20 protein-coding genes and 2 tRNA genes are annotated in these 26,557 nt (G+C 59.5%); 10 read left to right on the top strand and 12 right to left on the bottom strand.

The features are described from left to right. Window positions 1-57 precede the first annotated feature (57 nt). Window positions 58-2,127, bottom strand: coding sequence for a DNA topoisomerase IV subunit B (gene parE / locus JJB09_RS23950; RefSeq protein WP_201663620.1), 2,070 nt, complete (start codon window positions 2,125-2,127; stop codon window positions 58-60). Window positions 2,128-2,266: 139 nt separating this feature from the next. Between parE and JJB09_RS23945 the strand changes: the two genes are divergently transcribed. Continuing rightward, window positions 2,267-3,142 carry an alpha/beta hydrolase gene (locus JJB09_RS23945; protein WP_201663619.1) on the top strand — a complete coding sequence of 292 codons (876 nt, stop codon included), beginning with the start codon at window positions 2,267-2,269 and terminating at the stop codon, window positions 3,140-3,142. Between the two features lie 3 nt (window positions 3,143-3,145). Here the strand turns inward: JJB09_RS23945 and JJB09_RS23940 are convergent, their stop codons facing one another. Continuing rightward, the gene (locus tag JJB09_RS23940; RefSeq protein ID WP_201663618.1) at window positions 3,146-3,766 is read right to left on the bottom strand and encodes a preprotein translocase subunit SecD family protein; all 621 of its coding nucleotides are present in this window, start codon (window positions 3,764-3,766) and stop codon (window positions 3,146-3,148) included. A 9-nt stretch (window positions 3,767-3,775) separates the two neighbouring features. Continuing rightward, window positions 3,776-5,299, bottom strand: coding sequence for a caspase family protein (locus tag JJB09_RS23935; RefSeq protein ID WP_201663617.1), 1,524 nt, complete (start codon window positions 5,297-5,299; stop codon window positions 3,776-3,778). A 212-nt stretch (window positions 5,300-5,511) separates the two neighbouring features. On the opposite strand from JJB09_RS23935, the gene tpiA reads away from it, so the two are divergent. The 3 genes from tpiA (at window position 5,512) to pyrG (ending at window position 8,652) form a co-directional block, all read left to right on the top strand. Continuing rightward, on the top strand, window positions 5,512-6,279 hold the full coding sequence (gene tpiA / locus JJB09_RS23930; protein ID WP_201663616.1) for a triose-phosphate isomerase: 768 nt from the start codon (window positions 5,512-5,514) through the stop codon (window positions 6,277-6,279). 117 nt (window positions 6,280-6,396) lie between these two features. Then, window positions 6,397-6,882: a preprotein translocase subunit SecG gene (secG, locus tag JJB09_RS23925; RefSeq protein WP_201663615.1), complete on the top strand. Its 486-nt coding sequence runs from the start codon at window positions 6,397-6,399 to the stop codon at window positions 6,880-6,882. A 141-nt stretch (window positions 6,883-7,023) separates the two neighbouring features. Continuing rightward, a complete protein-coding gene (pyrG, locus tag JJB09_RS23920) occupies window positions 7,024-8,652 on the top strand; it encodes a CTP synthase (protein WP_201663614.1) in 1,629 nt (542 codons plus the stop codon). Window positions 8,653-8,721: 69 nt separating this feature from the next. On the opposite strand, the gene JJB09_RS23915 is transcribed toward pyrG, so the two are convergent. The 4 genes from JJB09_RS23915 to phaC form a co-directional block, all read right to left on the bottom strand. Continuing rightward, complete coding sequence (locus JJB09_RS23915; protein WP_246748933.1) at window positions 8,722-9,930, bottom strand: NADH:flavin oxidoreductase/NADH oxidase; 1,209 nt, start codon at window positions 9,928-9,930, stop codon at window positions 8,722-8,724. A 48-nt stretch (window positions 9,931-9,978) separates the two neighbouring features. Continuing rightward, window positions 9,979-10,782: a RadC family protein gene (gene radC / locus JJB09_RS23910; protein WP_201663613.1), complete on the bottom strand. Its 804-nt coding sequence runs from the start codon at window positions 10,780-10,782 to the stop codon at window positions 9,979-9,981. 8 nt (window positions 10,783-10,790) lie between these two features. Further along, complete coding sequence (gene map / locus JJB09_RS23905; protein ID WP_201663612.1) at window positions 10,791-11,618, bottom strand: type I methionyl aminopeptidase; 828 nt, start codon at window positions 11,616-11,618, stop codon at window positions 10,791-10,793. A 114-nt stretch (window positions 11,619-11,732) separates the two neighbouring features. After that, window positions 11,733-13,577, bottom strand: a complete 1,845-nt coding sequence (phaC, locus tag JJB09_RS23900) for a class I poly(R)-hydroxyalkanoic acid synthase (RefSeq protein ID WP_201663611.1) — start codon at window positions 13,575-13,577, stop codon at window positions 11,733-11,735. Window positions 13,578-13,699: 122 nt separating this feature from the next. On the opposite strand from phaC, the gene JJB09_RS23895 reads away from it, so the two are divergent. The 5 genes from JJB09_RS23895 to recJ all read left to right on the top strand — a co-directional run bounded on the left by JJB09_RS23895 (window position 13,700) and on the right by recJ (window position 19,256). Further along, a complete protein-coding gene (locus tag JJB09_RS23895) occupies window positions 13,700-14,044 on the top strand; it encodes a hypothetical protein (protein WP_201663610.1) in 345 nt (114 codons plus the stop codon). Window positions 14,045-14,071: 27 nt separating this feature from the next. After that, window positions 14,072-14,704 carry a LysE family translocator gene (locus JJB09_RS23890; protein ID WP_201663609.1) on the top strand — a complete coding sequence of 211 codons (633 nt, stop codon included), beginning with the start codon at window positions 14,072-14,074 and terminating at the stop codon, window positions 14,702-14,704. 119 nt (window positions 14,705-14,823) lie between these two features. Then, window positions 14,824-16,041, top strand: coding sequence for an LL-diaminopimelate aminotransferase (locus JJB09_RS23885; protein WP_201663608.1), 1,218 nt, complete (start codon window positions 14,824-14,826; stop codon window positions 16,039-16,041). A gap of 25 nt (window positions 16,042-16,066) precedes the next feature. Beyond that, on the top strand, window positions 16,067-17,389 hold the full coding sequence (locus JJB09_RS23880) for a homoserine dehydrogenase (protein WP_201663607.1): 1,323 nt from the start codon (window positions 16,067-16,069) through the stop codon (window positions 17,387-17,389). 61 nt (window positions 17,390-17,450) lie between these two features. Further along, window positions 17,451-19,256, top strand: coding sequence for a single-stranded-DNA-specific exonuclease RecJ (gene recJ, locus JJB09_RS23875; RefSeq protein ID WP_201663606.1), 1,806 nt, complete (start codon window positions 17,451-17,453; stop codon window positions 19,254-19,256). A 24-nt stretch (window positions 19,257-19,280) separates the two neighbouring features. Here recJ and JJB09_RS23870 read toward each other — a convergent pair whose 3' ends face one another. After that, entirely contained in the window at window positions 19,281-21,569 is a 2,289-nt protein-coding gene (locus JJB09_RS23870) for a sensor domain-containing protein (protein ID WP_201663605.1), read from the bottom strand. A gap of 255 nt (window positions 21,570-21,824) precedes the next feature. Here JJB09_RS23870 and JJB09_RS23865 point away from each other — a divergent pair, with 255 nt between their 5' ends. Beyond that, complete coding sequence (locus JJB09_RS23865; protein ID WP_201663604.1) at window positions 21,825-22,547, top strand: Crp/Fnr family transcriptional regulator; 723 nt, start codon at window positions 21,825-21,827, stop codon at window positions 22,545-22,547. A 63-nt stretch (window positions 22,548-22,610) separates the two neighbouring features. Here the strand turns inward: JJB09_RS23865 and JJB09_RS23860 are convergent, their stop codons facing one another. The 4 genes from JJB09_RS23860 to JJB09_RS23845 form a co-directional block, all read right to left on the bottom strand. Then, window positions 22,611-24,131 (bottom strand): globin-coupled sensor protein, encoded by a 1,521-nt coding sequence (locus tag JJB09_RS23860; protein ID WP_201663603.1) that lies wholly within the window; start codon window positions 24,129-24,131, stop codon window positions 22,611-22,613. A 481-nt stretch (window positions 24,132-24,612) separates the two neighbouring features. After that, window positions 24,613-24,687: transfer RNA gene (locus JJB09_RS23855), tRNA-Glu, on the bottom strand. 178 nt (window positions 24,688-24,865) lie between these two features. Beyond that, window positions 24,866-24,940: transfer RNA gene (locus JJB09_RS23850), tRNA-Glu, on the bottom strand. Between the two features lie 275 nt (window positions 24,941-25,215). Further along, window positions 25,216-26,490, bottom strand: a complete 1,275-nt coding sequence (locus JJB09_RS23845) for a YcbK family protein (protein WP_201663602.1) — start codon at window positions 26,488-26,490, stop codon at window positions 25,216-25,218. Window positions 26,491-26,557: the final 67 nt, after the last annotated feature.

The raw sequence follows: 26,557 nt of genomic DNA, 5'->3' as shown, positions 1-26,557 counted from the left end.
CGTTTTTGACCCGGTTCCCCGTGAATCGAACAGGAAGACGATGCCTTCCCTTTATAATCAGATGTCCAGGTTCTCGGCGAACACCGCACGCTCCTGAATGAAGCGGAAGCGCAGTTCCGGTTTGGTGCCCATCAGGCTGTCCACAGCCCCGCGCGTGCCTTCGAAATCCACTTCATCAATGTCGACGCGCAGGAGAGTGCGCGTGGCCGGATCCATCGTCGTTTCCTTCAATTGGCCCGGCGACATCTCGCCAAGACCCTTGAAGCGCCCGATCTCCACCTTGCCACGCCCCTTGAACTCGGTCTCCATCAGTTCTGCCCTGTGTGCGTCGTCTCGTGCATAGAGCGTCTTGCTGCCCTGGGTCATGCGATAGAGCGGAGGCACGGCGAGAAACAGATGGCCCTTGCGGACGAGGTCGGTCATTTCCTGATAAAAGAAGGTGATCAGCAAGGATGCGATGTGTGCACCATCGACGTCGGCGTCCGTCATGATGACGACGCGCTCATAGCGTAGATCTTCCTCGCGATACTTGCTGCGCGAACCGCAGCCAAGTGCCTGGATCAGATCGGCGATCTGCTGGTTCGCACTGAGTTTTTCGCGACCGGAACTTGCAACATTGAGGATCTTGCCCCTGAGCGGCAGGATGGCCTGGTTGGCGCGGTTTCGCGCCTGCTTGGCGGAGCCGCCAGCCGAGTCACCTTCGACGATGAACAGTTCCGCACCTTCGGCCGAGTTCTGCGAGCAATCGGCCAGCTTGCCGGGCAGGCGAAGCTTGCGAACCGCCGATTTGCGGTTGACTTCCTTCTCCTTGCGCCGGCGCATCCGCTCTTCGGATCGTTCGATGACCCATTCCAGCAGTTTGTCGGCTTCGGACGGATTATCAGCCAGATAGTGGTCGAAGGGGTCGCGGATGACGTTTTCGACGATCCTCTGGGCTTCGACGGTGGCGAGCCTGTCCTTTGTCTGGCCGACGAATTCCGGTTCGCGGATGAATACGGACATCATTCCCGCAGCCGAAATCATGACGTCGTCGGTGGTGATGTTGGCCGCGCGCTTGTTGTTGGTCAGTTCGGCATAGGTCTTGAGACCCTTGGTCAGCGCGATGCGGAAACCTGCTTCGTGCGTACCGCCCTCGGTCGTCGGGATCGTGTTGCAGTAGGAATGAAGCATGGCGTCGCCGCCATACCACGTGACAGCCCACTCGACCGAGCCATGTCCGCCGGAGCGCTCCGTCTTGCCGGCGAAGATTTCGCGGGTGACGGTGAATTCCTTGCCGATCTGCGCGGCCAGATAGTCCTTGAGACCGCCGGGGAAGTGGAAAACGGCCTTATCGGGAACGTCACTGTTTTCGACGAGCGAGGCATCGCAACTCCATCGGATTTCGACGCCACCGAACAGGTAGGCCTTGGAGCGAGCCATGCGGAACAGTCGGCCGGGATCGAATTTCGCATGCGCGCCGAAAATCTGCGCATCCGGATGGAAGCGAACACGCGTGCCGCGCCGGTTGTGGATTTCGCCGAGTTCCTCCAGCGCGCCTTGCGGTATCCCGCGCGAAAAGCGCTGGCGATAAAGCCGCTTGTTGCGGGCGACTTCGACCTCGACGAGATCCGACAATGCGTTGACGACCGAAATGCCGACGCCGTGCAGACCGCCCGAAGTCTCATAAGCCTTGCCGTCGAACTTGCCGCCGGCATGCAGCTTGGTCATGATGACTTCCAGCGTCGACTTGCCGGGAACCTGCGGATGGTTTTCCACCGGAATGCCGCGGCCGTTGTCGGTGACCGTCAGAAAGCCTTCTGCATCCAGATTGACGTCGATGAAATTTGCATGTCCGGCAACGGCTTCGTCCATCGAGTTGTCGATGACTTCGGCGAACAGGTGGTGAAGTGCCTTTTCATCCGTACCGCCGATATACATGCCCGGTCGCATGCGTACGGGTTCCAAGCCTTCGAGCACCCGGATGGCAGACGCGCCATAGTCCTCGCCGGTGGCTGGCATCGGCGGGAGGGGCGCTGCCGCATTCGTCGGCGCAGCCTGGTCCGGTACCGGCTTTGGAGGAGCAGGTTCGGTCTTCTCGGATTTCGGGCTTGCAGGCATGCCGGAGAAGAGATCGAAAGCGTGGCTCATGTCTGTCTTTTCAAACCTGTTGGTTTCGCGAATCAGCGGATTCTGCCAGAAAGCTCGACAGATCGCGATTATCGCAAGATTTACGCTCAAAGATCCGGATAGCAAGCGCCGGCCGGCTGGCCCGGGGAAAGGGACGCTGATGTCCACAGTTCAATTGACGAAGCGCTGGGTTGCCGCTGCATCGGCCTTCATCCTGATGTCTTTACCCGTTGGCGCGCTTGAACTCAAGGCGTACAAGGACTCGCTCTTCGCCTATCCGGCAATCCTTAGCCAGGAAGATGGCGGCGGCTTTGTCACGGTCGATTATCAGGAGATACGCGATATCAACGGTCGCGATGAAATCCCCGAACGGCGTGCGAAGAGCAGGTATGTTTCGCTCGGCGTGAAGCGCCAGCAGGCGTTCGAAACCGTTGAGGCGGATGGCCGGTCGATCGACGTGCTGCGGGTGGGTGAGGTGAAGAACGCGCGGTTTGCGGTCATTTTCATTCACGGGCGTGGCGGCGATCGCAAGCTCGGCGCCAACGATTTCAGTTTCGGCGGCAATTTCAACCGCCTCAAGAACCTCGCCGTCGATAACCAGGGGGTCTATTACGCCGCGAGCGTAAGGAGTTTCGACGCTGAAGGCGTGGCTGATATATCGGCGCTCATCAGCCACATTGCCCGAGTTTCGCCAAATACAAGAGTGGTCCTGTCCTGTGCGTCGATGGGCAGTTTCGTCTGCTGGGGCATCAGCAAGGATGCGCAGGCGGTCGGCAAGCTTGCGGGCATGATGATCATGGGGGGCGCGACGGACCCGAACTTTGGCTCAAGCGTTGCCCACAAGGCCCGGTTGCCGATGTTCTTCAGCCACGGATCGCGCGACAGTGTCTATGCCGCCGCCGACCAGGTGAAACTTTACAAATCCTTGTTCGCAGAACGCTATCCGACCCGGTTCGTCCTGTTCGAGACGGGATCGCATGGCACGCCGGTTCGCATGACCGACTGGCGTGACAGTTTGAACTGGATTCTCAGATAGGGCTCAGGACGACCTTAACAGCGTCTTGGTCGAATCCACCGCGATGGAAATCTCCTGGTAGTGGGCGTAACGGCGTTCGGAGTTTTCGCTTGAGCGAAGAAGCGATGTCGCAGCTTCGTCCACTGCAGCTGTTGCCTGCTTCGTGGCCAGCGCGACGGTGTTGCGTTTGATGGCGCTGTATTGCCGCTGCTTCTTGAAGCGTGGATTGGCGCCCGGTGCCGGGACAAGCTTGGTTGCGCTACGGTCCTGATAGACGCTGACAATATGATTGAGCTGGCCGCTCGTTTTGCCAAGAATGTTCTTGGCTTGCTCGTATTCGCTGTTTTCGGGAAGGGTAGCCAGCATCATGTCGATGCCTTGGCGCAGGCAGTCGATGCGGTAAACATCGTTATACTGGACGCATTCACGACGAATCGCATCCACGTCCCGGGAGATTTTGGACGTCGTCAGCTGGCTGAGCGGTAGCCGATCCTTGTCCTGGGGGCGGCTGACCACGCGGGTTTTCTCGCGATTTGGCTTGTCCGGGCGATCCACACTTTGCGCGCCGACCTCGACCGGCGCACAGATCAGCATCGAGCCTACGAGAACGGCGCGAAAGGTGACATCGAAAAACCTGAGGGACATCGTCACTTCCTATTCAGCCGTTTCGCCGAAAGCGATGCGCATGCTTCTCTGGGTACCCTGACCGATACTGCCGTCTATCTTGCCGGAATAGAAGCGGTTTTTTGCCAGTTCAGCCTGCAGCGCCTTGCGCGTTGCCGGTTTGAACTGATTGGGGCGGTCGGACAGTTGCGCCAGCACGTCCTTCACGCCAGAGCGCAATGCTGCATAAAGGTAGCGCGCGGCATCATCTGGTGTCTTGCCCTTGATCGTGCCGTCGTCGATCAATGCTGCGACATTGTACATCGCTTGCGGATGGCGCAGGTCCGCCGCCTTGAGAAAGAGCTCGATCGCCTTTTGTCGGTCGCGGGCCAAGCCGCTGGCTCCCTGATAGTAGAGAAAACCGAGGTCGTTGATGGCGTCCGCAAAGCCGAGATCTGCGGATTTTTGGTAAAGTTCCACGGCCTTGGTGAAATCCTGGTTCACCCCGATGCCTTTTTCGTAGAGCTTGGCGAGTTCGAACATCGCTTCCGGATCGCCCTCGGTGGAGGCGCGCGAAAAGAGTTCGAATGCCTTTTGTGGCTTGAAGCGGGACTTGTCAGGGCTGAGTGACATGTAACCGAGGCCAATCATCGCGCGGACATTGCCGTCTTCCACCAGCGAGGCGAGTTGCAGTTCCTGGTCCGGCGCCAGCGAACCCCAGGCCTTTTTGGGGTCGGTCAGGGCAGCCACGTTCATGTCGGCACCGGCGAGGAAGTAGGGTATGCCCGAGAGAGAACCGTAGAAATGCGGTTCCTGCTTGTTCCGTGTTTCCTGCATTACTTTGTCACGCACCCGTCGAAACATCATGCCGATTTCGATGTTCCGGGCCGGAAGCTCCGAAAGCAGTGCGCGCGCAAAGGGGCTGTGACCGCTTTCGCCATCCAGCGCCACTTCGCCATCCTTGGCAGCGTAGACAACGAGCATCCCCTTGTCGGCAGAAGGCGCGGCAAGCCCGCCTGTGCGTATTTTGGTGACTTCACCTGTCTGGTAATCCGGCGAGCTTGCCTTGGCCAACTCCTGCGAGGGCCAGTCCGTAAACGGGTTGTTGCGGCAGGAGTCGAGAATGACGATGCGCAGCCTGCGCGCGTTGGCCACCGAATTCAGCAGGTTCTTCAGGGTGATGGCTTGCGAAGCAATCTGTTCCGGCTTGGTGATCCGGATATCGACGGGGATGAGAAAGTTGTCGCCATTGAGTTCGACACCATGTCCGGCGTAGTAGACCATGGCGATTTCAGCCGTTTCGGCCTTGAACGAGAAGTCGTTGAGAGTCTTGACGAGGCCGACCAAAGGCTGGTCGATCGAAGTCTCGACCTGAAAGCCGAGCTTCCGTAACGTTGTGGCGATGTCGGTGGCATCGCTGAGCGTGTTGGCCAGCGTCGGAATGGTCTGGTATTTGGACATGCCGATTACCAATGCCACCCGGCTTGATGCCAATGCCGGCAAGGCACACAACGCCACCAGTAGGACTGCCAGAAGGCGGATCGCCATGCGTGCGCTATCGAAAAGAGCTGACATGATGTCTATGTCCCTCGGTGCCGGCGCATAACGCCTCGACCGGGCGGATTGATTTCCGCGTATGTGTAACGGCTCACCCTGTAAACTTATTCCACATTCCAGCGATTTCCATTTGCTGATTAAACTTGCGCATATTGGAACTTTCGCTTGCGGGGATTTTACACCGTCTGATAGAGCGTCGTCATCTTGTTTTACACACGCGGGGGAAAGCGATGACACCGGAAATCCGTCCATTGGTTGCGGGGAACTGGAAGATGAACGGAACGCGCGAATCGCTCAACGAATTGAAGGCGATTGCGGCAGGTATCGGGGCGCTTTCCGAGAAGATCGACCTGCTGATTTGCCCTCCCGCCACGCTTCTTTATGTTGCGACGGCGCTGGTGACCGATAGCCCGCTGAAAATTGGTGCGCAGGATTGCCATACTGCGAAATCGGGGGCGTTTACCGGCGACATCTCTGCGGAAATGATTGCCGACTGCTTCGGTACCTTTGCCATCGTCGGCCATTCCGAGCGGCGCACGCTGCATGGAGAAGGCGATGGGCTGGTGCGAGCCAAGGCAATAGCCGCCCATGAGGCAGATCTCACCGCAATCGTCTGCATCGGAGAAACCGAAGCGGAGCGCAAGGGCGGAACCACGCTCGATGTGCTGAACCGCCAGCTCGCCGGTTCCGTGCCGGATGGCGCAACAGCCGAGAACACCGTGATCGCCTATGAGCCGGTCTGGGCAATCGGCACCGGCTTGACGCCGACCGTAGAGGACGTTCGCGAGGCACATGCATTCATGCGGGGCGAACTTGTCAGCCGCTTCGGTAGCAAGGGTGCGAAGATGCGTCTGCTTTACGGCGGTTCGGTCAAGCCGTCGAACGCCAAAGAGTTAATGAGCGTCGTCAATGTCGACGGTGCACTTATCGGCGGCGCCAGCTTGAAATCCGCCGACTTCCTCGCCATTTCTCAGGTCTACGCAGAAATCAGCGCCTAAGAACAGGGCGGGGATGCCGGTAAATACGGCCGAAGGGGCTTTTAAATCGCACGCGCCTCGTGTAAGAGCGCGCCAATTGTAAGATTTGTCCGGGTCGACCGGACGGGATTGGACTTTATGCAGACCGTATTGATCGTGATCCATCTGATGATCGTGCTGGCACTTGTCGGCGTCGTGCTTATCCAACGCTCCGAGGGCGGTGGCTTGGGCATCGGCGGCGGGTCCGGCTTCATGAGCGCCCGGGGTGCGGCAAACGCGCTGACCCGGACGACTGCTATCCTGGCGACGCTGTTTTTCATAACGTCTCTCGGCCTTGGCCTGCTTGCACGTTATGAAGCCCGTCCGACGGACATCCTGAACAAGCTTCCGACGACGACGAGCGGCGACAAGAGCCTTCTCGACACGCTTGGACCGGCAACGGACAAGAAGACCGAGGAAACGCCAGCTGACCCGAACGCCATCCCAACGGGCGGCGACAACACCAATGCGGCCAAGCCTGCCGATGCTTCCAAGACGGAAGTCAAGCCGGCTGATGCCTCGGCAACGGAAGCCAAGCCCGCCGATCAGCCTGCCAGCGAGCAGAAACCGGCACAGGGTCAGTGACCCACTAACAGAGAATGTGCAAACCGGCGGGCTTTCCTGCCGGTTTTTTCGTGGGCAGCCGCATGGCTTTCCGCGTAAAGTATGCATTGATTGAAATTAACACTGGCGGAATCGACCAGGAAGAAGTAACGGGTAAAGCCCATGGCGCGATATGTTTTTATTACTGGCGGTGTGGTTTCCTCCCTCGGGAAGGGGATCGCTGCCGCAGCTCTGGGAGCTTTGTTGCAGGCCCGTGGTTATCGGGTTCGACTGCGCAAACTGGATCCTTACCTCAACGTAGATCCCGGCACGATGAGCCCGACCCAGCACGGGGAAGTGTTCGTAACCGACGACGGTGCGGAAACCGATCTGGACCTCGGCCACTATGAGCGGTTCACGGGTCGCTCGGCCAGCAAGTCCGACAACATCACCACCGGCCGGATCTACAAGAATATCATCGACAAGGAACGTCGTGGCGACTATCTCGGCGCGACCGTGCAGGTCATTCCGCATGTCACCAACGAGATCAAGGATTTCGTTACCGGCGGCAACGAAGGCTATGACTTCGTCATCTGCGAAATCGGTGGTACAGTCGGCGACATCGAGGCAATGCCATTCGTCGAAGCGATCCGTCAGCTTGGCAACGACCTGCCGCGCAACACGGCCGTCTATCTGCACCTCACCCTGATGCCCTACATCCCGGCAGCGGGCGAGCTCAAGACCAAGCCGACGCAGCATTCCGTCAAGGAACTGCAGGCGATGGGTATTCATCCGGATATCCTGCTGGTTCGCGCCGATCGCGAAATTCCGGAAGCCGAACGCAAGAAACTCTCGCTGTTCTGCAACGTCCGCCAGTCGGCCGTCATTCAGGCGCTGGATGTTGCGAGCATCTACGACGTACCGATCGCCTACCACAAGGAAGGCCTGGACGACGAAGTGCTGGCCGCGTTCGGCATCGAGCCGGCGCCGCAGCCGCGCATGACCGCGTGGGAAGAAGTGTCGCGCCGCATCCACAATCCGGAGGGCGCCGTCACGATCGCGATCGTCGGCAAGTATACCGGCCTCAAGGATGCCTACAAGTCACTGACCGAAGCGCTTTACCATGGTGGCATCGCCAACCAGGTGAAGGTCAATCTGGAGTGGATCGAGTCCGAGGTCTTCGAAAAGGAAGATCCGTCTCCATACCTTGAGAAGGTTCATGGCATTCTGGTGCCCGGTGGCTTCGGCGAGCGGGGTTCGGAAGGCAAGATCAAGGCCGCCCAGTTCGCTCGCGAGCGCAAGGTGCCGTATTTCGGCATCTGCTTCGGCATGCAGATGGCAGTCATCGAAGCCGCCCGCAATCTCGCTGGTGTGGAAAAGGCATCTTCGACCGAATTTGGCAAGACGTCCGAGCCTGTCGTCGGTCTGATGACCGAATGGGTGAAGGGCAACGATCTGGAAAAGCGTTCGGCGAGTGGAGATCTTGGGGGCACGATGCGGCTTGGCGCCTATCGCGCTGTGCTCAAGGCTGGCACCAAGATTGCTGACATTTACGACACCACGGATATTTCCGAACGTCATCGCCACCGCTACGAAGTCAATGTCGATTACAAGGACAAGCTGGAAAGCTGCGGTCTGGTATTCTCGGGCATGTCACCGGACGGCGTCTTGCCGGAAACGGTGGAGTACCCGGATCATCCATGGTTCATCGGCGTCCAGTACCATCCGGAGCTGAAGAGCCGGCCGTTCGAGCCGCATCCGCTGTTTGCGAGCTTCGTCGAAGCGGCGCTGGAGCAGAGCCGCCTCGTCTGACAGACACCGGCTGGAATTCATTGAAAGGCCCCGGAAATCCTGTGATTTCCGGGGCCCTTTGTTTCTGCACTATTCCGAGAATGCGCGTTGCTTCAGCGAACGATCCATGTTGCGGATCGCATAACCAGCCTGCGACGGCCACGCCGCATAGCTATCATCCTGAGGGAACAGTGCATGTTTTGCATGCAGCGGCCATTGCGGATCGTCGAGCGCCGGACGGGCAAGCGCAACGAGATCGGCTTCGCCGTGTTCGACGATTGCCTCCGCTTCCTCGGGATCGGCGATCAGTCCGACTGCCATGGTCGGCACGCCGGCTTTTTCGCGCAGTTCGGCTGCCAGCGGCACCTGATAAAGCGCACTTGGCTTGAATGCAGCGCCATCGAAGCCGCCCGACGAGCAATCCACGAGATCGACGCCCAGCGCCTTGAGCTTTTCGGCCAGCACCACGCTGTCATCGATCGTCCAGCCATCCGGATGGTTGTCGGTCGCGGAGATGCGCACGAAAAGCGGCCGGTTGGCGGGCCAGGCTGCGCGGACGGATTCGGTCAGTTCAAGCAGCAGGCGCATGCGATTGTCGCGGCTGCCGCCGTATTCGTCGGTGCGCTTGTTGGCAAGCGGCGACAGGAACTGGTTGAGGAGGTAGCCGTGGGCGGCGTGGATTTCGACGATATCGAATCCGGCCTCTTCTGCGCGTCCCACAGCGGCGACGAAGTTCGCCTTGAAGGCCTGGATGTCTTCAAGCGTCATCGCGCGCGGTTCCTTGAAACCGATTAGCCTTTCGGAATGGATGATCGCACTTGGGGCGATCGGCTGCCAATCCTCGTATCCCACTTCGTCCTTCTCTGCGTCTTCGACTGTCGGCCGGAAAGGAACGGGGGTGGACGCTTTGCGGCCGGCGTGGGCAAGCTGGATGCCGGCGGCAGCACCCTGGGAATGCAGGAAATCGACGATACGGGCGAGAGGCTGGACCTGTTCGTCGGTCCAGAGGCCGAGGTCGCCGTAGGTGATGCGGCCTTCGGGCGATACCGCCGTCGCTTCGACGATCACTAGCCCGAAGCCGCCGATCGCAAACCGGGAGAGATGAGCGAAATGCCAATCATTGGCGACGCCGCCCCTGGCGGAGTACTGGCACATCGGCGCGACCACGAGGCGGTTCTTGAGCGTCAGGCTGCGGGCGGTGTAGGGCGTGAAAAGTGTGGTGGTGGGCTGGAGCATCGTCTCGTCGCTTTCAGCTGAACATTGGATATGGATGAACTCGACCTCGGATCGAGTTCGCATGGTTTGCCCTATCTAGGAAGTTTGTCGGCTATGTCTAGAGCGGAAGCCTCAAATCAATCGCAGGCCCTTCAGGCTTGCATGCCCGTCCTTGCCGATGATGATATGGTCGTGGACGGTGATACCCAGCGGCTTGGCGGTGTTGATGATCAGGTGGGTCATGTCGATGTCAGCGCGCGATGGCGTGGGGTCGCCGGACGGATGATTGTGGACGAGAATGATGGCGGTCGCCGACAGCTCGAGCGCCCGCTTGACCACTTCGCGCGGGTAAACCGGCGTGTGGTCGACGGTACCGCGCCCCTGGACTTCGTCGGCGATCAGCTGGTTGCGTTTGTCGAGAAACAGGATCCTGAACTGTTCGGTCGTCTCATAGGCCATGGCCTGGTGGCAGTAGTCGATAACTGAAGACCAGGAGGCCAGCACCATTCTGCCCTTGATCTCGCTTTTCAGCGAACGATGGGCAACGGTCGAAATGAGCTTCAGGTCGGTGGCCACGCTTTCGCCAATGCCTTTCACCTCCTGGAGCAGGTGGTACGGCGCGCCAAGCACCCCACCAAGTGTGCCGAAGCGGTCAATCAGCGCTTTCGCAATCGGCTTGGTGTCGCGACGGGGGATCAGCCGGAACAGGATGAGCTCCAGCAGCTCGTAGTCTGCGAGCGCTGTGTCGCCGTGTTCGCGGAATTTGGTCCGCAACCGGTCGCGGTGGCCATGATAATGGTTCTCGGCCATCTCCGCAGGCGCCGCTTTTGGCGCATGCACGCGTCGTTGCAGCGTTTCGGAGAAGAAGCGGCGCTCATCGCCAAGTTCCCCATCCGGCGCATTCTCATTCTCTGGAAGGCCGGGACGGGATGGCATGGTTTCGATCAGACTTTCAGGCCGGGAGTGAAGAGATTGCCGGGTGACAGGGTGAAGATTTCGCAGCCATCGGCGGTAACCCCGACGGTGTGCTCGTATTGTGCCGACAGCGACCGGTCGCGCGTCACAGCTGTCCAGCCATCGGAGAGAACCTTCACATGTGGGCGGCCGAGATTGATCATCGGCTCGATGGTGAAGATCATGCCTTCCTTCAGCTCGGGGCCTTCGTTGGCCTGGCCGTAGTGAAGGATGTTGGGTGCGTCATGGAACAGTCGGCCAACACCGTGACCGCAGAAATCGCGGACGACCGCGCAGCGTTCACGCTCGGCAAAGATCTGGATCGCTTCGCCGATGGCGCCTGTACGGGCGCCGGGACGAACCGCCGCAATCCCGAGCATCAGCGATTCATAGGTCACTTCCATCAGCCGTTCGGCGGCGCGTTTGATTTCGCCGACCGGATACATCCGGCTTGAATCGCCGTGCCAGCCATCGACAACAAAGGTCACGTCGATATTGACGATATCGCCTTCGCGCAGTGGCTTGTCGTCCGGTATGCCGTGGCAGACGACGTGATTGATCGAGGTGCAGCATGACTTGCGATAGCCACGATAGTTCAGCGTCGCTGGCAGCGCGCCATTGGCGACGCCGAATTCGAAGACGAAGCGGTCGATCTCATTGGTGGTGATCCCCGGCTTGACCAGAGCGGCGAGTTCGTCGAGGCAACGCGCGGTCAGTTGGCAGGCCTTGCGCATGCCCTCGAAAGCTTCCGTCCCGTAGAGACGGATCACGCCGGTATTTTTCATCGGCGCGGAAAAAGCTTCGATATAGGTAACCATGCGCAGTGCTTTCCGAGTTCGTATTCCAATTTCTTTCTCTATGCCGGGTTCGGACACGGCAATCAAGCATTTCCGCGCAATAGACATTGCGCGCGGGCGTTGCTTGCGAAAAAATTACACCCGGACGCGCACGTATGAGCCCGGCGCTTCCTCGATCGGATTGAGCTGGTCTCCTCCCGGGCGGCGCGGTTTGGCTTTCTTGTCGTTGTGCGCGATGATCCATTCATGCCAGTTCGGCCACCAAGAGCCGGCAGTCTCCTCTGCACTGGCGATCCAGTCTTCATAGTCGCCGGCGACTTCGCCATTGGTCCAATACTGGTATTTGTTCTTTTCCGGATGATTGACGACGCCGGCGATGTGGCCAGAGCCCGAAACCACCAGTTTGACCTCGCCGCCGAACAATTTGGAGCCGGTGAATACCGATTTGGCCGGGGCGATATGATCTTCGCGGGCAGCGAGATTGTAGATGGGGATCTTGACCTTGGCGAGATTGAGGGTCTTGTCGTCGAGCACCATCTTGCCCTGGGCCAGCGTGTTGTCGAGATAGCAGTTGCGCAGGTAGAACGAGTGGTTGGCAGCCGCCATGCGCGTCGAATCGGCGTTCCAGAACAGCAGGTCGAACGCCATCGGCTCCTGACCCTTGAGGTAATTGTTGACGAAGTAGGGCCAGATCAGTTCTGAGGCGCGCAGCATGTTGAAAGCAAGCGCCATCTTCGAGCCTTCGAGATAACCATCTGCCGCCATGCTTTTTTCCAGCGTCAGGATCTGCGGCTCGTCGACGAACACCTTGAGATCGCCGGCATGGGTGAAGTCGACCTGCGTGGTGAAAAGCGTGGCTGTCTTGATGCGTTTGTCGCCGCGCTCGGCATGCAACGCCAGTGTCGCGGCCAGCAGCGTGCCGCCGACGCAGTAGCCGATGGCATTGACCTCTTTTTCGCCGGTGGCCTTGGTGATCGAGTCCAGCGCGAAATCGATTCCGTCACGGGCATAGTCGCTCCAGTCCTTGCCCGCATGCCGCTCGTCGGGGTTAACCCAGGAGATCACGAAGACGGTGTGGCCCTGATCGACGCACCATTTGATAAAGGACTTTTGCGGGTTGAGGTCGAGCACATAGAACTTGTTGATCCAGGGCGGGCAGATGAGGAGAGGGCGCTTTAACACCTCGTCGGTCGCCGCCTCATACTGGATGATCTGGCAAAGGTCGTTTTCGGCCACGACCTTGCCCGGCGTCACCGCCATGTTTTCCCCGACCTTGAACTTGGTCATGTCGGTCTGGCGGATACGCAGGTCGCCCTGTCCAGATTTGATGTCCTCGGCGAGCTTCTTCATGCCCTCGACGAGATTGGCGCCGTTTTGGGCCACGGTCTCCTTGAAGAGGACAGGATTGGTGACGACGAAATTGGTCGGAGACAAGGCCGCCGTGATCTGGCGGACATAGAATGCGGCCTTGTGGCGCGTATGGTCATCCAGCCCTTCGGCATTGGTGACCAGCTTGTCAGCCCAATCGGCAGTGACTGTATAGACCTGCCGGAGAAAGTTGAAGAACGGATTGGCCTTCCAGTCGGGGTCCGAAAATCGCTTGTCGTCGCGGACAATGGCCTCGCCGGATTCCACCCCGGAAGCGACGTTCTGCAGCGACTGCATCCAGATCCTGAAATAGGTGGAAAACAGCAGCGTCTGCGCTTCCAGCGTCCGGGTGGGATCGGCCAGCCAATATTCGACGACCTTGGACAGTGTGCGCACGATATCGGTCGCAGGCTCGCTGGCGTAATCGGCCTTTGCGCCGGTTTCGCGCGGACCCAGCCATTCCGATGCCGCCTTGCCGAGATTCTCGAGCGTGCGGGCGATGTTGACCGTCAACGCCTCGGGATCCTTGATAATGAAAGGGTCGAGTGCAGCGGGATCGAATCCTGGCAGCTTGTTGCCTGATTGGCCTTTGAAGGTGCCGTTTTCCGCCATTGCCGAATTTGCTCCCCAGCAGTCTCTTGTTGGTTGAATGCCACTGTGCATGAAACGCATTGCAAATTCCACTGTTTAGGGTCACAAGTCGTCAAATTCATATTGGTCCGGGAAGCGAGCGGATGATGTCGTTGCCGAAGCAGAAAATCCTGTCCAACTGCCGCCTGGTGATGGTCGGTGGATTGCTCGCGCTTGGCGTTTCGTTGGCGTCGTGTTCGCAATCCACGCACGCAGATGCGCCGCTGCAGCCAGGCGACGAGCCGGTGAACATGAGCGATCCGTATCCGGATTTTTCCAAGCCGCTCGATTCTGCAATGCCGCAGCTCAGCGACGAAGAGGCGAAGAAGCAAGCCGGGCAGCTTGCGGCACTCTCGGCAAAGAAACAATCCGGAGCGATCTCGGAGGCTGAATACAACAAGCGCGTGGCGGAGCTTCGCAAGCTGGGCGAAGAGACCAAGGCGCAGTAATCATCACCCTACTCGAAGGGGACGTGCATGCCCACGACTGCCAATCTGTTGCTGTTTGCACTGGTCTGCCTCGGGATGGTGCTCACGCCTGGCCCCAACATGGTCTATCTGGTCTCCCGTTCCATCTGCCAGGGGCGGGTGGCCGGGCTGATTTCGCTGTGCGGGGTGGCGGTCGGTTTCCTCTTCTATATGAGCTGCGCTGCCTTCGGCATCACATCGCTGCTGCTCGCGGTGCCATACGCCTATGACATGTTGCGGATCGGCGGGGCGCTCTATCTGTTGTGGCTGGCTTGGCAAGCGGTGAGGCCCGGCGGACGCTCGCCTTTTCAAGTCCGCGACCTACCGGCAGACAGCCCGCGGAAACTGTTCACCATGGGGCTGGTGACGAGTATCCTTAATCCCAAGATCGCGGTGATGTATCTGTCGCTGTTGCCGCAATTCATCTCGCCGGCAGAGGGCAGTGTGCTGATGCAGTCGTTGGTGCTTGGCCTGATGCAGATCGTCACCTCGGTCACTGTCAACGCGCTGATCGTGTTCGTCGCCGGTTCCATCGCGCTGTTTCTGTCTGGCAGACCCGGCTGGCTTGTCGTCCAGCGCTGGCTCATGGGTACGGTCCTTGCCGGGCTCGCCGTGCGTATGGCGGCGGAAGCGCAGCGCTGAGGCGACTTCCTTCGTCGGGCAGCGCTCCCACGCCTTTTTGCACTTGCCTTTCTTGCCGTTTGGTCGCAAAGCGTGATTTGCGGCAAGAAGAGGCCGCAAACAATCATTTGAGGTCTGCGATGGAAGAGTTTCACAAGGTTCGGCGCCTTCCGCCATATGTATTCGAACAGGTCAATCGTTTGAAGGCAGCGGCGCGAGCGGGCGGGGCCGACATCATCGACCTTGGCATGGGCAATCCCGATCTGCCGACGCCGAAATCCATCGTCGACAAGCTGTGCGAAGTGGTTCAGGACCCGCGCACCCACCGCTATTCGTCCTCCAAGGGCATCCCGGGCTTGCGCAAGGCGCAGGCCAATTACTACGCCCGCCGTTTCGGCGTGAAGCTCAATCCCGATACCCAGATCGTCGCGACGCTGGGCTCCAAGGAAGGCTTCGCCAACATGGCGCAGGCGATTACCGCTCCCGGCGATGTGATCCTCTGCCCCAACCCGACCTATCCGATCCATGCCTTCGGATTCCTGATGGCAGGCGGTGTCATCCGTTCGATTCCTGTCGAGCCGAACGACGCATTTTTTGCGCCGCTCGAGCGCGCGGTGCGCCACTCGATCCCCAAGCCGCTGGCGCTGATCGTCAACTATCCGTCCAACCCGACGGCGCATGTGGCGACGCTGGATTTCTACAAGGACGTGGTGGCGTTCGCCAAGAAGCACGAGATCATCATCCTGTCGGATCTTGCCTATGCCGAGATCTATTTCGACGATGTGCCGCCGCCATCCGTGCTCGAAGTGCCGGGCGCGATCGACGTGACAGTCGAGTTCACATCGATGTCCAAGACGTTCTCGATGCCTGGCTGGCGCATGGGCTTTGCCGTCGGCAACGAACGCCTGATCAGCGCCCTGACGCGGGTGAAGTCTTATCTCGATTACGGTGCGTTCACGCCGATCCAGGTGGCCGCCGCAACCGCGCTGAATGGCGACGGTTCCGATATCGCCGAGGTGCGTGACATCTACAAGAAGCGCCGCGACATCATGGTCGATGCTTTCGGCAAGGCCGGCTTCGACGTGCCGCCGCCGGCGGCGACGATGTTTGCCTGGGCGCCGATCCCCGAAAAATTCCGCCATCTCGGTTCGCTGGAATTCTCCAAGCTGCTGGTCGAAAAGGCGGATGTCGCCGTCGCGCCCGGCATCGGCTTCGGCGAGTACGGCGATGAATATGTTCGCCTGGCGCTGGTGGAAAACGAGCATCGTATCCGTCAGGCGGCCCGAAGCATCAAGAAATTTCTCTCCACGGCGGATGACACGTTGCACAACGTGGTGACGCTGAAATCCGCTGGCTAAATCTAGAAAAAGACAGGAATTTGACATGGCTGATGCCCTTAAAATCGGCATTGCAGGTTTGGGAACCGTTGGCGCATCGCTGGTGCGCGTATTGCAGACGCGCGCCGACATGCTGGCCGTCGCCTGCGGCCGTCCGATCGTCGCGACTGCTGTTTCCGCTCGTGATCGCTCGCGTGACCGCGGTATCGATGTTTCCGGTGCGCAGTGGTTCGACGATGCGGTCGAGATGGCCCGGCATGCCGATATCGAACTGTTCGTCGAGTTGATGGGTGGTTCGGGCGACCCGGCCTATTCGTCAGTAAAGGCAGCGCTCTCACGCGGTCTCCATGTGGTGACAGCCAACAAGGCGCTGCTGGCCAAAAGCGGCGTCGAACTGGCGGTACTGGCCGAAGAGAAGGGTGTTATCCTGAATTTCGAAGCCGCTGTCGCCGGCGGCATTCCCGTCATCAAGGCGCTGCGTGAATCGCTGACCGGCAACACCGTGTCGCGCGTCTACGGCATCATGAACGGCACCTGCAACTACATCCTGACCCGGATGGAGAAGGAAAAGCTGAGCTTCGAGACTTGCCTCAAGGAAGCCCAGCGTCTTGGCTATGCCGAAGCCGATCCGGCCTTCGACATCGAGGGCAACGACACCGCCCACAAGTTGTCGATCCTGACGACGCTGGCCTTTGGCACGCAGATCGCCGCCGATGACATCTATCTCGAGGGGATTACCAACATTTCGCTCGAAGACATCGAAGCGGCGGCCGACCTTGGCTACCGCATCAAGTTGCTCGGCGTGGCGCAGAAGACCGCGTCCGGCATCGAGCAGCGCGTGCACCCGACCATGGTTCCGCAGGATTCGGTGATTGCGCAGGTTGATGGCGTCACCAATGCCGTGGCGATCGAATCCGATATCCTGGGCGAACTGCTGATGGTCGGTCCGGGTGCCGGTGGCAACGCCACCGCGTCTGCCGTCCTGGGCGACATTGCCGATATCGCCAAGAGCCGTCCCGGTGCGCAACTGGTTCCAAGCCTTGGCCGGCCGGCACGCCAGCTCGACGTCTACAAGCGCGGCGAGATCCAGAGCCACGAGGGTGGCTACTTCATCCGGCTGACGGTGCAGGACAAGACCGGTGTCTTTGCCAGCATCGCCACCCGCATGGCCGAGAACCAGATCTCGCTGGAATCGATCATGCAGCGTCCAAAGAGCCACAACGACAAGGCCGAGCGGCAGACAGTGATCCTCGTTACCCACGCCACGACGGAACATTCGGTGCGTCAGGCGGTGGCCGCGATCGAAACCGAAGGTTACCTGATCGGCAAGCCGCAGGTCATCCGTATCGAACGGCCGGTGGCGAACTGAGGATGGCTTGATTTGGCCGGAACAATCTATACTTCTCTGATCGAAATGGAGAAGTAGTCAGATGATCGACCAACCCGCGGACCCGGTAGACAGGGCTTTCCTGGGCGTGGAGCGCTCGGTCACCGGCCAGCGCTGGGTCTCGCGGCTTGATCAGGCGGGGCTCAACCGAGCGCTTGCCATGTCCCAGCATCACGGCATGCCCGAACTGATTGCCCGTGTTCTGGCGGGCAGGGGCGTGGCGGTCGATGATGCCGAGGCTTTTCTGGACCCGACGCTGCGCAGCCTGATGCCGGATCCTTATGCGCTGACCGATTGCGAAAAGCTCGCCAAACGCATTGCCCGCGCAATCGAGCGCAACGAGCATGTCGCGATATTCGGCGACTACGATGTCGATGGCGCATCGTCTGCCGCCTTGCTGCATCGCTTTCTCCACAATTTCGGCATCGATGCGACGATCTATATTCCCGACCGGGTGTTCGAAGGCTATGGCCCCAATCCGGCTGCTATAAACCAGCTCATCGATGACGGCGCGCAATTGATCGTCACCGTTGACTGCGGTTCGACCAGTCATGAGGCGCTGGCTGCGGCAGCGGTGCGCAACATCGATGTCGTGGTTATCGATCACCACCAGGTGACACATGAGCTGCCGGTGTGCCATGCGCTGGTCAATCCGAACCGCGAAGACGATCTTTCGGGGCAGGGCCATCTTTGTGCGGCGGGCGTGGTGTTTCTGGTGCTGGTCGCAGTCCAGCGTCTGTTGCGGGAGCGCCGCGATCCGCGCGTTGCCGGCTTCGATCTGCTGTCGTTGCTCGATCTGGTGGCGTTGGCCACGGTTTGCGACGTGGTGCCGCTCAAGGGGCTGAACCGCGCCTATGTGGTCAAGGGGCTGGTGGCCGCCCGGCACATGCAAAATCCCGGGCTTGCTGCGCTATTTGCCAAGGCTGGCATAGGCGGACCGGTCACGCCCTATCATCTGGGTTTCCTGGTCGGGCCGCGCATCAACGCCGGTGGGCGGATCAGCGATGCCGCGCTCGGTTCGCGGCTGCTGACCATCGACGATCCGGGCAAAGCCGCCGAGATCGCAGCGAGGCTGGACGAGCTCAACCGCGAGCGTCAGGCGATGGAAGCGGCAATGCTGGCGGAAGCGGAGGCCGAGGCGCTTGCCGAATACGGTAACGGCGAGGGCGCGGCGGTCATCGTCACTGCGCGCGACAAATGGCATCCCGGCATTGTCGGCCTGATCGCGGCGCGCCTGAAGGAACGGTTCAACCGGCCCGCCTTTGCCATTGCCTTCGATGCTTCAGGCAAAGGCACGGGCTCGGGCAGGTCGATCAACGGGTTTGACATGGGCCGCATGGTCCGTGCAGCAGTGGAAGCTGGTCTTCTCGTCAAGGGCGGCGGCCATGCGATGGCCGCAGGCCTGACGGTGGAGCGACCCAACCTCGGCAAGGTGCGGGCCTTTTTCGAGGATACCGCTCGCGACACCGTCGGCAATCTCACCGCCAGCCGAACGCTCAAGATTGATGGCGCGCTGGGGGCTTCTGCGGCTACCTTCGATTTGGCCGACCAGCTGGAAGCAGCCGGCCCCTATGGCTCCGGCCATTCGCAGCCGATATTTGCACTGCCTGCGCACCGGATTCGCGACAGCCGCTTCGTCGGCACAAGTCACCTGAGGGTGACCTTGGAGGGCATGGACGGAACCCGGCTGGAAGCCATGGCGTTTCGCGTCGCCGATACCGACCTTGGCAAATTTCTGCAATCGGCCCGTGGCGATCTGGTGCATGTGGCGGGCACGATTTCTGCCGACACCTGGCAGGGGACGCGCCGCATGCAGCTGCGCATACTCGATGCGGCAAAAGCCCAGTAAATCGGCTTTTTGCAAGCGAAGACGTCAAGGTGTGCCGCGCGTTCCTTTTCGCTCCTGCATGAAGGTGGACACGGCTGCCGGTTCGAGCGGACGTGACAGCAGATAACCCTGGCCGAAATCGCAATTGCAAGCCTGAAGCCGCGACAGTTGCGCCTCGGTCTCGATACCCTCCGCGACGACACGCATGCCAAGACTGTGCGCAAGCCCGACCGTCGCCTGCACGATCGTCGCGGCATTGTCGTCCTCGCACATGTTGAGGATGAATGTGCGATCGATTTTCAGCCGGCTAACCGGCAGGCGACTGAGATGGGCAAGCGAGGCATAGCCCGTGCCGAAATCGTCGAGAGCAATCGGAAACCCCATCGCATTGAGCCGCTGCAGGCAGAGGTCGATCTGGCTGCCCCGATCGTCGAGCAGGATGTTCTCGGTCAACTCGATCTCGATGTCGCGCGGCGACAGGCCATATTGTGCGACCATGCGCTCGAGCTTGAGCGGAAAATCCGGTTGGCGCAGCTGGGCACTGGCAACGTTGACGGCGACGGTGCCGGTAAACGCCGATTTGCGCTTGATCTGGCGCGCGTGATCCATTGCCTTGCGCAGTACCTGGTGTCCGAGTTCCGTGATCAGCCCGGTTTCCTCGGCAATCGGAATGAAATCAGCCGGGCTGATCTGTGTGCCATTGTGCTTCCAGCGAGCCAGCACTTCGAAGCCGACATGGGCGCCGCCGTCGAGCGCGAACTGCGGCTGGAGCGCTATATCTATGGTGTTTGTCGCAACCGCCGCATCAAGCGCATGAGAAAGCCTTCGACGTTGATCTATGCCGGCACGCATCTCTCGCGAATAGATCTTGTAGGTGCCGCGCCCGGCGGCCTTGGACTGGTAGAGCGAGATGTCTGCATTCTTGAGAAGGGTTTCCACGTTACGGCCATGCTGCGGAAAGATCGAGATGCCGATGCTGATCTGCGGCGTAACGATACGGCGCTGTATCGTCATTGGTTGGCGCACGGCGCTGAGCAGCTTCATGGCGGCCTTTCCGGCAGCGAGCTTGCTGCCTGCGTTCGGCAATATGATTGCGAACTCGTCGCCGCCAAGTCGTACGACCGTATCAGACTTGCGAACCGCCTCGGCCAGACGCCGGGCAACGGCGACCAGCAGCATGTCGCCAGCACTATGGCCCATCGTATCGTTGATCGCCTTGAAGCCATCGAGGTCGAGCACCATCAGTGCGCCAGCCTGGCCGGTGCGTTCGCTTCCCGCCAGCGCTTCACCCAACCGATCGGCAAGCACCGACCGGTTGAGCAGGCCGGTCAGCGGGTCGTGTTCGGCATGGAACTTGATGGCCGCTTCCGAGCGTTTGATTTCGGTGATGTCGGTACGGGTGCCCACCACATGGCCGGAAGCCGAACGTCGCTCCCTGATCTGCAGCCACCTGCCGTCGGAAAGGCTCTGTACAAGGGTCTTACTGGGGTTCCGATGTTCCTTCAGCCGCGCCCGGACCCATGCTTCGCGGGCTTCCGGCGTGTTCCTGATATGGCTGTATTGCCCGTGCTCGAGCCCATGCCGCAGGATGGATTCGAACGTCGAACCGATTTCAATGACATCCTGCGATCTCGAAAGACAGTCTCGATAGGATTTGTTGAAGAGGATCAGCCTGTCGTCCGTGTCGAATGCGGCAATCCCGTCGGGCACGGTTTCGATCACATCGACAAGCAGTTCCTCGGCGTTGCGGCGGAGTTCGACTTCCTGCTTGAGGACGGCTTCTGCCGCCTTGCGCTTGGTAATGTCGTACCGTACCGAGACATAGCCCTCCACCCGGCCATCCTGCCCGGCAAGGGGCACGATGGTGGTGTCCACCCAATAGAGCGACCCGTCTTTCGCCCGGTTACAGATCTCGCTGTGCCAAAGGTCGCCGCGAGCGATCGTATGCCACATGTGGGAGAAGAACTCCCGCGGGTGATGGCCGGAATTGACGATGCGGTGGGGCTGTCCGATGAGTTCTTCTCGTTCGTAGCCGCTGACCGAGCAAAACATATCGTTGACATGGACGATCTTTCCAGCACGGTTGGTAATCGCAACGATCGCATGCTGGTCAAGCGCGGCGCGATAAGCCTTCAGCACGCCCTGCAATTGGGAGAGTTCGGCCTTTGCATCATCCAGGCTATCGATTGGCCGGTAATCCTGCAATTGGTCCGGTTGGCGTAGCACACGGAGAATGGGCGGCTCACTTCCATCGGGTGGAGCGCCGGTTTCCGCCGACGCTCCGTCCTCGGGCAGGTCGGCGAGACGGAAAAGTTTGAGAACCGCCTCGCTCATAGGCAGCCTCCGGCGGATCGGCTTTTCAACATCGGACGAACGCACGAAACCGAACAATTGAACTGGTGTGTAGAAACATAGTAGAAAATATGGTGGAGGGGACTTTCACCCAATGTCGAGTGCGATGCCATGCTGCCTCAAATCCTCTAATATATGTACGATAACGTACGTACGATATCGTACGAATAGGTGGTTAAGTAGAGATTAACGATGGCGTGCTAATCTTCACTGATAGTAAGTCGCCTTGAGGTCTAGATGAGCTCCGAAAATAAACTTCCATACGATTGGGCAAAGAACAGTGTACTTTCTGCAATACAGCCGCGTGCCTATTCCTTCTTTGATCAGAAGGCGGTCACCCGCGAGCTGAAGACCGGTGATGTGATATTTGAAGACGGTGACCCGGTCACGCATGCGATATTTCCGCATGAAGGAGTTCTTTCTTTCATAGCCGAGATGGCTGACGGGAGAACTGTAGAAAAATCTTCTATTGGAAACGAAGGTTTTGTCGGATTGACGCTAATTCTGGGGGGCGGCAATGCGCTGGGTCGTTGCGTCGTCCAGGTGCCAGGAAAAGCCTCCTGGGTATCGATCGAGGATCTTGATGTGGCGCTCGAGCGATTCGAATGCGTGCGGGAGATCATGCTTCGCTACGCCAAGTCTCATACGATCCAATTGATGGAAACCGCCGCCTGCAACAGCCTGCATACGGCCGAGCAACGTGTCGTTCGATGGCTGCTGCATGCGCACGATCGTGTCAACGGCGACACGTTCTACATCACCCAGGAAGTGCTCGCCAACCTGCTTGCGCTGCGCCGGGCAACAGTCAACGCCATCTCCACCGACCTGATGAATGCCCGGGCAATTGCCTATCACCGGGGATCGCTGACCGTGGTCGATCGCAATGTCCTGAAATCCTACGTCTGCGAGTGTTACGACCGGGTCAGGCGCGCTTCTCTTTACGAGGCGACCGAGGTTTAGCAACGACAAAAGAAAGCCACGATCAGGATCGTGGCTTTCTTCGTTATGGCGCGCCCGGCGTCGTCACCCAGCCGCGGTCCTCGGGGATCTGGCCTGCAGCTCGACGACTGGACGGTCGGAAGAGCCGATCTGGAACTTTGCGACGAGTGCGGCCAGCGAACGGGCTTCCTGCGCCAGAAGCTGGCTTGCGGCGGCGTTTTCCTCCGTCATGGCGGTGTTGCGTTGTGAGGCCTGGTCGATCTGATTGATAGCGGCAGAGATCTCGCTAATCCCGCCCGCCTGCGTCTGGACTGAGCGTGTGACATCGTTGACGATGCCGCTGATCGATTGGAAAGCTTCGGCGACCGCCGTCAACCAGTTCTCTGTCTCGCCAACCAGGCGTACGCCTTCGCGCACCTGGTCAGTGCTTGCGGAAATCAGGCCATTGATTTCCTTCGCTGCGCTGGCGGAGCGCTGGGCGAGCGCCCGCACTTCGCTGGCCACGACGGCAAAGCCGCGTCCTGCGTCGCCTGCGCGGGCTGCCTCCACCCCGGCATTGAGTGCGAGCAGGTTGGTCTGGAATGCGATTTCGTCAATGACCGTGATGATCTGCGCGATCTGCTTCGATGTGGTCTCTATGGCGCTGATGGCGGCAACCGTCTTGCGCACGACGTTGGCGCTTTCGTCGGCATGCTGCTTGATGTCGCCGACAGTGCGTGTAGCGAGCTGAGCCCCTGCTGCCGTACTCTTGATTGCTCCCGCAAGTTCCTCGACGGCAACGGCAGTCTCTTCCAGTGCTGCTGCACGCCGTTCGGCTTGCAGGCTCGATTCTTCAGTTGAGCGAGCGATCTCGGTGGCGCCGCTCAAGACGTTGCCCGAGGCCGAGCCGACCGAGGTGATGACCGTCTGCAGGTTCTGCACCGCGGCATTGAAATTCCGCACCAGCTTTTCCGATTTCGACGAGAGGGAATCGTCGACCGTGACGCTCAGGTCGCCATCGGCAAGCCGCTTGAGTGCTTCGGCAATCATGTCGAGAGACTGTACTTGTTGCGCTTCGGCTTTTTGGCGGGCGTCATCGAGATTTGCCAGGTAGACCGAAATTGCCAGTTCGATGTCGAGCAGGGCGGCCTTGACGAGTGTTGATACCTCGTGCGCGAGCTTGTCGCTGGAAACCGGCGGCGCCTTGCGCCAGATGTAGGATTTCTGCGGGCGCGGCGATCGTTGGCGGATCAGCGCATGCAGCAGCTGTTCAAGCACGAGGGAGTAGCCGCCGATATACCAGCGCGGCTCAAGTCCGATGCGGGCATGCACCGAGCCAATCGTCTTGACCGCATCCTCATAGGCTTGCGGATAGGCGCCTTCGACGATCATTGCCCAATGATCTCTTTGGCGTCCGCCGGCCTGGGCCACGTGCCCGTCATCCCTGAAGAAATGTGCCGTCTGCGCAGTTTCGCGAATCTTCCGGTAGAACACGTCAAGTGCGGGGCCGATCGCGCCCATCACGGTCGGTGCGATATCCCTCAAAATCTCTTTTTCCTGCTGGTGGATCTCCATGAAGGCGAGCCGATCCTCAAGCTCTCTCGTTCCTGCAAAATGCGGTGTCATTTGCGTTCCCATATTCTGTTTGGTGTTATGAAAAATATCGACTGCAGATGTGGCGGGCGCATGAGCGACCGGTACTCCGATAGAAGAGGCAAACTGCACTGAGTAAGCTGAAATATGAGCGATATCGTACGTACGATATCGTATGAACGATACCGTACTATAGGATGGTTAACGGAACGTGTTGTTGTTTTTGAGGAAGCAAAACCAAGGTAAAGGCCATCGGCGTTGAGGCGTTGCTCGGGGAACAACTTGGATGGATAGCCAAATTCCGCATTTGAACTGGTCGGTGTTGGTGCCGACGGGTTGCGGCGCCCGGCACCTGGCTGTGCGTGCAGCGAGGGGAGTATCGGTGCGTGGGGCGGCGGTTGTTCGGAAGGTGGAGAAGTTTGTATTGGTCCTGCGCAGCTTAAACACCATCAAGCGTCGACCTTGTCGCGCTCGCAAATACGTCTGACCAATAGAAGGTAAAAGCAAGTGGAAGTGGCACGCCCTAGGGGAGTCGAACCCCTCTTCCCAGAATGAAAATCTGGTGTCCTAACCGATAGACGAAGGGCGCTTCCTTCGTGGTGGCTGCCTTATAGTCAGCGCTTTAGATTCTAGCAAGCGGCGAATTGCACTTTTTTGCACAAAATTCGATTTTTTTTGGAGGCCCACCGATTTTAAGCGGTGCAAGAGCAAACGCCTGCAAGCCCTTGTGAGGGCTTGTGAATCTATGACTGAAAATTGTGAGGAGGTGGCACGCCCTAGGGGAGTCGAACCCCTCTTCCCAGAATGAAAATCTGGTGTCCTAACCGATAGACGAAGGGCGCGTGTCGCTTCGTTGAGGGCTATATAGACAGCTTGATTTGGCTCCGCAAGCCCAAAATTGCTCGATGTTTCAAAAAAATGACAAGCATGTGGAAAAGCCTGCCGCAGGGGGAGAATCTAATAGAATCATGCCGTTAAGAGGGGAGTGGACGCGAGCACAAACATTGCTGCTGTCGCAATATCTGAAAATGAAACGATCTCGCTGCAGGTCAACCGCAATCGTCCAGCCCTGCGCGGTGCAACGCGGGGTACGCCTATAGCGCGTCGGGAATAGCGGTCAGCCCCGGCGGAACTTCTTGCGCCGGCAGCGCCAGTTCCAGTCGCGCTCGCCGCCAATATCGATGTGAACGGAATCGGTGTGGCAATAGGTGCCGACGCCGCCGCGACCGGGAATGGAGCGTAGATAGTCGGCGAGTTCCCACTTCGAGACGCCCTCGATCTGGATGTCGGCAGCGGCGCACAGTGTATGCAGCGAATGACGCACGCCACCAGCGCGGCGATTGTGACCCACGTCACGGAAGCCTGAAGTCACCACGACCGGACGGCGGTAATGTTTTTCGACCTGTTGCAGCATGCTGACGAGCTGGGGACGAAGGCATCGGACTTCGACCTGGTCGGTCTGCGTCCATATGCCGTTCGGGGCGACTCGGGTCATGCCCGAAAGCGAAGCAAGCTTCATAAGGCCGGGAGCGTCGTCATCGTCCTCATGCCCTTCGTCGTTGGCTATGTTCCCGACCGACAGCATCGCGTTGGTGTTAACACCTGGCAATGAGTCGTCAGCGAGTGCCGCCGTGCGCATGTTTGGAATTGCGGCCGTATTGATTTCGCGCGTCCGCTTCTGGCCGAATCGATCATTGTCGAAGGACGCCGTCTCGGTCTTCTTGCGGAAGAAATCGGCAAGCGTCCGGGACTTCTTTACGACCTTCTCGGTCGGCTGGACTCCAGATGCTTGCACGGCTGCTTCGTCGGTTCTGTTTGCCGTCTGCGGCGTCTGATCTATCGCCGCATTGGTGACGACGGGATTTCCTTGGCCGATCGGAGCGAAGACATCTGCCGAGGCAACCTGCATTTCGGCAGGAATCGGCATGCCGGCAAGTGCAAGGTCCTGAACCTCCGCCACGGCCGAGGCGTTGGGCAGCGGGATGGCCGCCATATCACGAGCAACAACGGGCACGCCGCCAGCATAGATGCTGTTCTGTGACGCGTTTAGCGTCTGGGATGCGCCCTGGTCGCCCTGCAGTGCGTTGACCGCGACAGGCAGCTGGTTCGTCGGCTGGAGCACGACAGCGCCATCGGCGGTGGAAAATATGCTGCTTTTCGTTGCTGCTATGTTTTTCTGTGCCGCAAGCTGCTGGCCCGTGTCCGCGTTGCCGAAATCGTCGACTGCGGCTGAATTCAGCGAATTGGCATCTGCGGCGGCTTGGCTTGCGATATCCGATTGACCCGAGAACGTCGCCGTTGATTGCTGCTGGGCGAGATTGTCTTGTGCGGTTGCAAGCTGATTGGTGGGCGTTGCTTTGACAGAGGCGAGTTGGTCAGCCGGCGAAGACATGCATCCATGGAGCCCGAAGATGGTCGCGGCAAGCAATGAAGCGCGCAGACACACTTTCAGATTGGAT

It is taken from the genome of Phytoamicus setariae (assembly GCF_016722925.1).
Lineage (GTDB): Bacteria > Pseudomonadota > Alphaproteobacteria > Rhizobiales > Rhizobiaceae > Rhizobium_E > Rhizobium_E setariae.
Note: the sequence above shows the minus strand (reverse complement) of the source record. Positions and strands in the feature narration are given on the sequence as shown.

What these genes read in the sequence shown, in the direction of transcription:
- parE (WP_201663620.1), bottom strand. Translation starts at nt 2,127, where the DNA reads ATGAGCCACGCTTTCGATCTCTTCTCCGGCATGCCTGCAAGCCCGAAA.
- JJB09_RS23945 (WP_201663619.1), top strand. Translation starts at nt 2,267, where the DNA reads ATGTCCACAGTTCAATTGACGAAGCGCTGGGTTGCCGCTGCATCGGCC.
- JJB09_RS23940 (WP_201663618.1), bottom strand. Translation starts at nt 3,766, where the DNA reads ATGTCCCTCAGGTTTTTCGATGTCACCTTTCGCGCCGTTCTCGTAGGC.
- JJB09_RS23935 (WP_201663617.1), bottom strand. Translation starts at nt 5,299, where the DNA reads ATGTCAGCTCTTTTCGATAGCGCACGCATGGCGATCCGCCTTCTGGCA.
- tpiA (WP_201663616.1), top strand. Translation starts at nt 5,512, where the DNA reads ATGACACCGGAAATCCGTCCATTGGTTGCGGGGAACTGGAAGATGAAC.
- secG (WP_201663615.1), top strand. Translation starts at nt 6,397, where the DNA reads ATGCAGACCGTATTGATCGTGATCCATCTGATGATCGTGCTGGCACTT.
- pyrG (WP_201663614.1), top strand. Translation starts at nt 7,024, where the DNA reads ATGGCGCGATATGTTTTTATTACTGGCGGTGTGGTTTCCTCCCTCGGG.
- JJB09_RS23915 (WP_246748933.1), bottom strand. Translation starts at nt 9,930, where the DNA reads ATGCGAACTCGATCCGAGGTCGAGTTCATCCATATCCAATGTTCAGCT.
- radC (WP_201663613.1), bottom strand. Translation starts at nt 10,782, where the DNA reads ATGCCATCCCGTCCCGGCCTTCCAGAGAATGAGAATGCGCCGGATGGG.
- map (WP_201663612.1), bottom strand. Translation starts at nt 11,618, where the DNA reads ATGGTTACCTATATCGAAGCTTTTTCCGCGCCGATGAAAAATACCGGC.
- phaC (WP_201663611.1), bottom strand. Translation starts at nt 13,577, where the DNA reads ATGGCGGAAAACGGCACCTTCAAAGGCCAATCAGGCAACAAGCTGCCA.
- JJB09_RS23895 (WP_201663610.1), top strand. Translation starts at nt 13,700, where the DNA reads ATGATGTCGTTGCCGAAGCAGAAAATCCTGTCCAACTGCCGCCTGGTG.
- JJB09_RS23890 (WP_201663609.1), top strand. Translation starts at nt 14,072, where the DNA reads ATGCCCACGACTGCCAATCTGTTGCTGTTTGCACTGGTCTGCCTCGGG.
- JJB09_RS23885 (WP_201663608.1), top strand. Translation starts at nt 14,824, where the DNA reads ATGGAAGAGTTTCACAAGGTTCGGCGCCTTCCGCCATATGTATTCGAA.
- JJB09_RS23880 (WP_201663607.1), top strand. Translation starts at nt 16,067, where the DNA reads ATGGCTGATGCCCTTAAAATCGGCATTGCAGGTTTGGGAACCGTTGGC.
- recJ (WP_201663606.1), top strand. Translation starts at nt 17,451, where the DNA reads ATGATCGACCAACCCGCGGACCCGGTAGACAGGGCTTTCCTGGGCGTG.
- JJB09_RS23870 (WP_201663605.1), bottom strand. Translation starts at nt 21,569, where the DNA reads ATGAGCGAGGCGGTTCTCAAACTTTTCCGTCTCGCCGACCTGCCCGAG.
- JJB09_RS23865 (WP_201663604.1), top strand. Translation starts at nt 21,825, where the DNA reads ATGAGCTCCGAAAATAAACTTCCATACGATTGGGCAAAGAACAGTGTA.
- JJB09_RS23860 (WP_201663603.1), bottom strand. Translation starts at nt 24,131, where the DNA reads ATGACACCGCATTTTGCAGGAACGAGAGAGCTTGAGGATCGGCTCGCC.
- JJB09_RS23845 (WP_201663602.1), bottom strand. Translation starts at nt 26,490, where the DNA reads ATGTCTTCGCCGGCTGACCAACTCGCCTCTGTCAAAGCAACGCCCACC.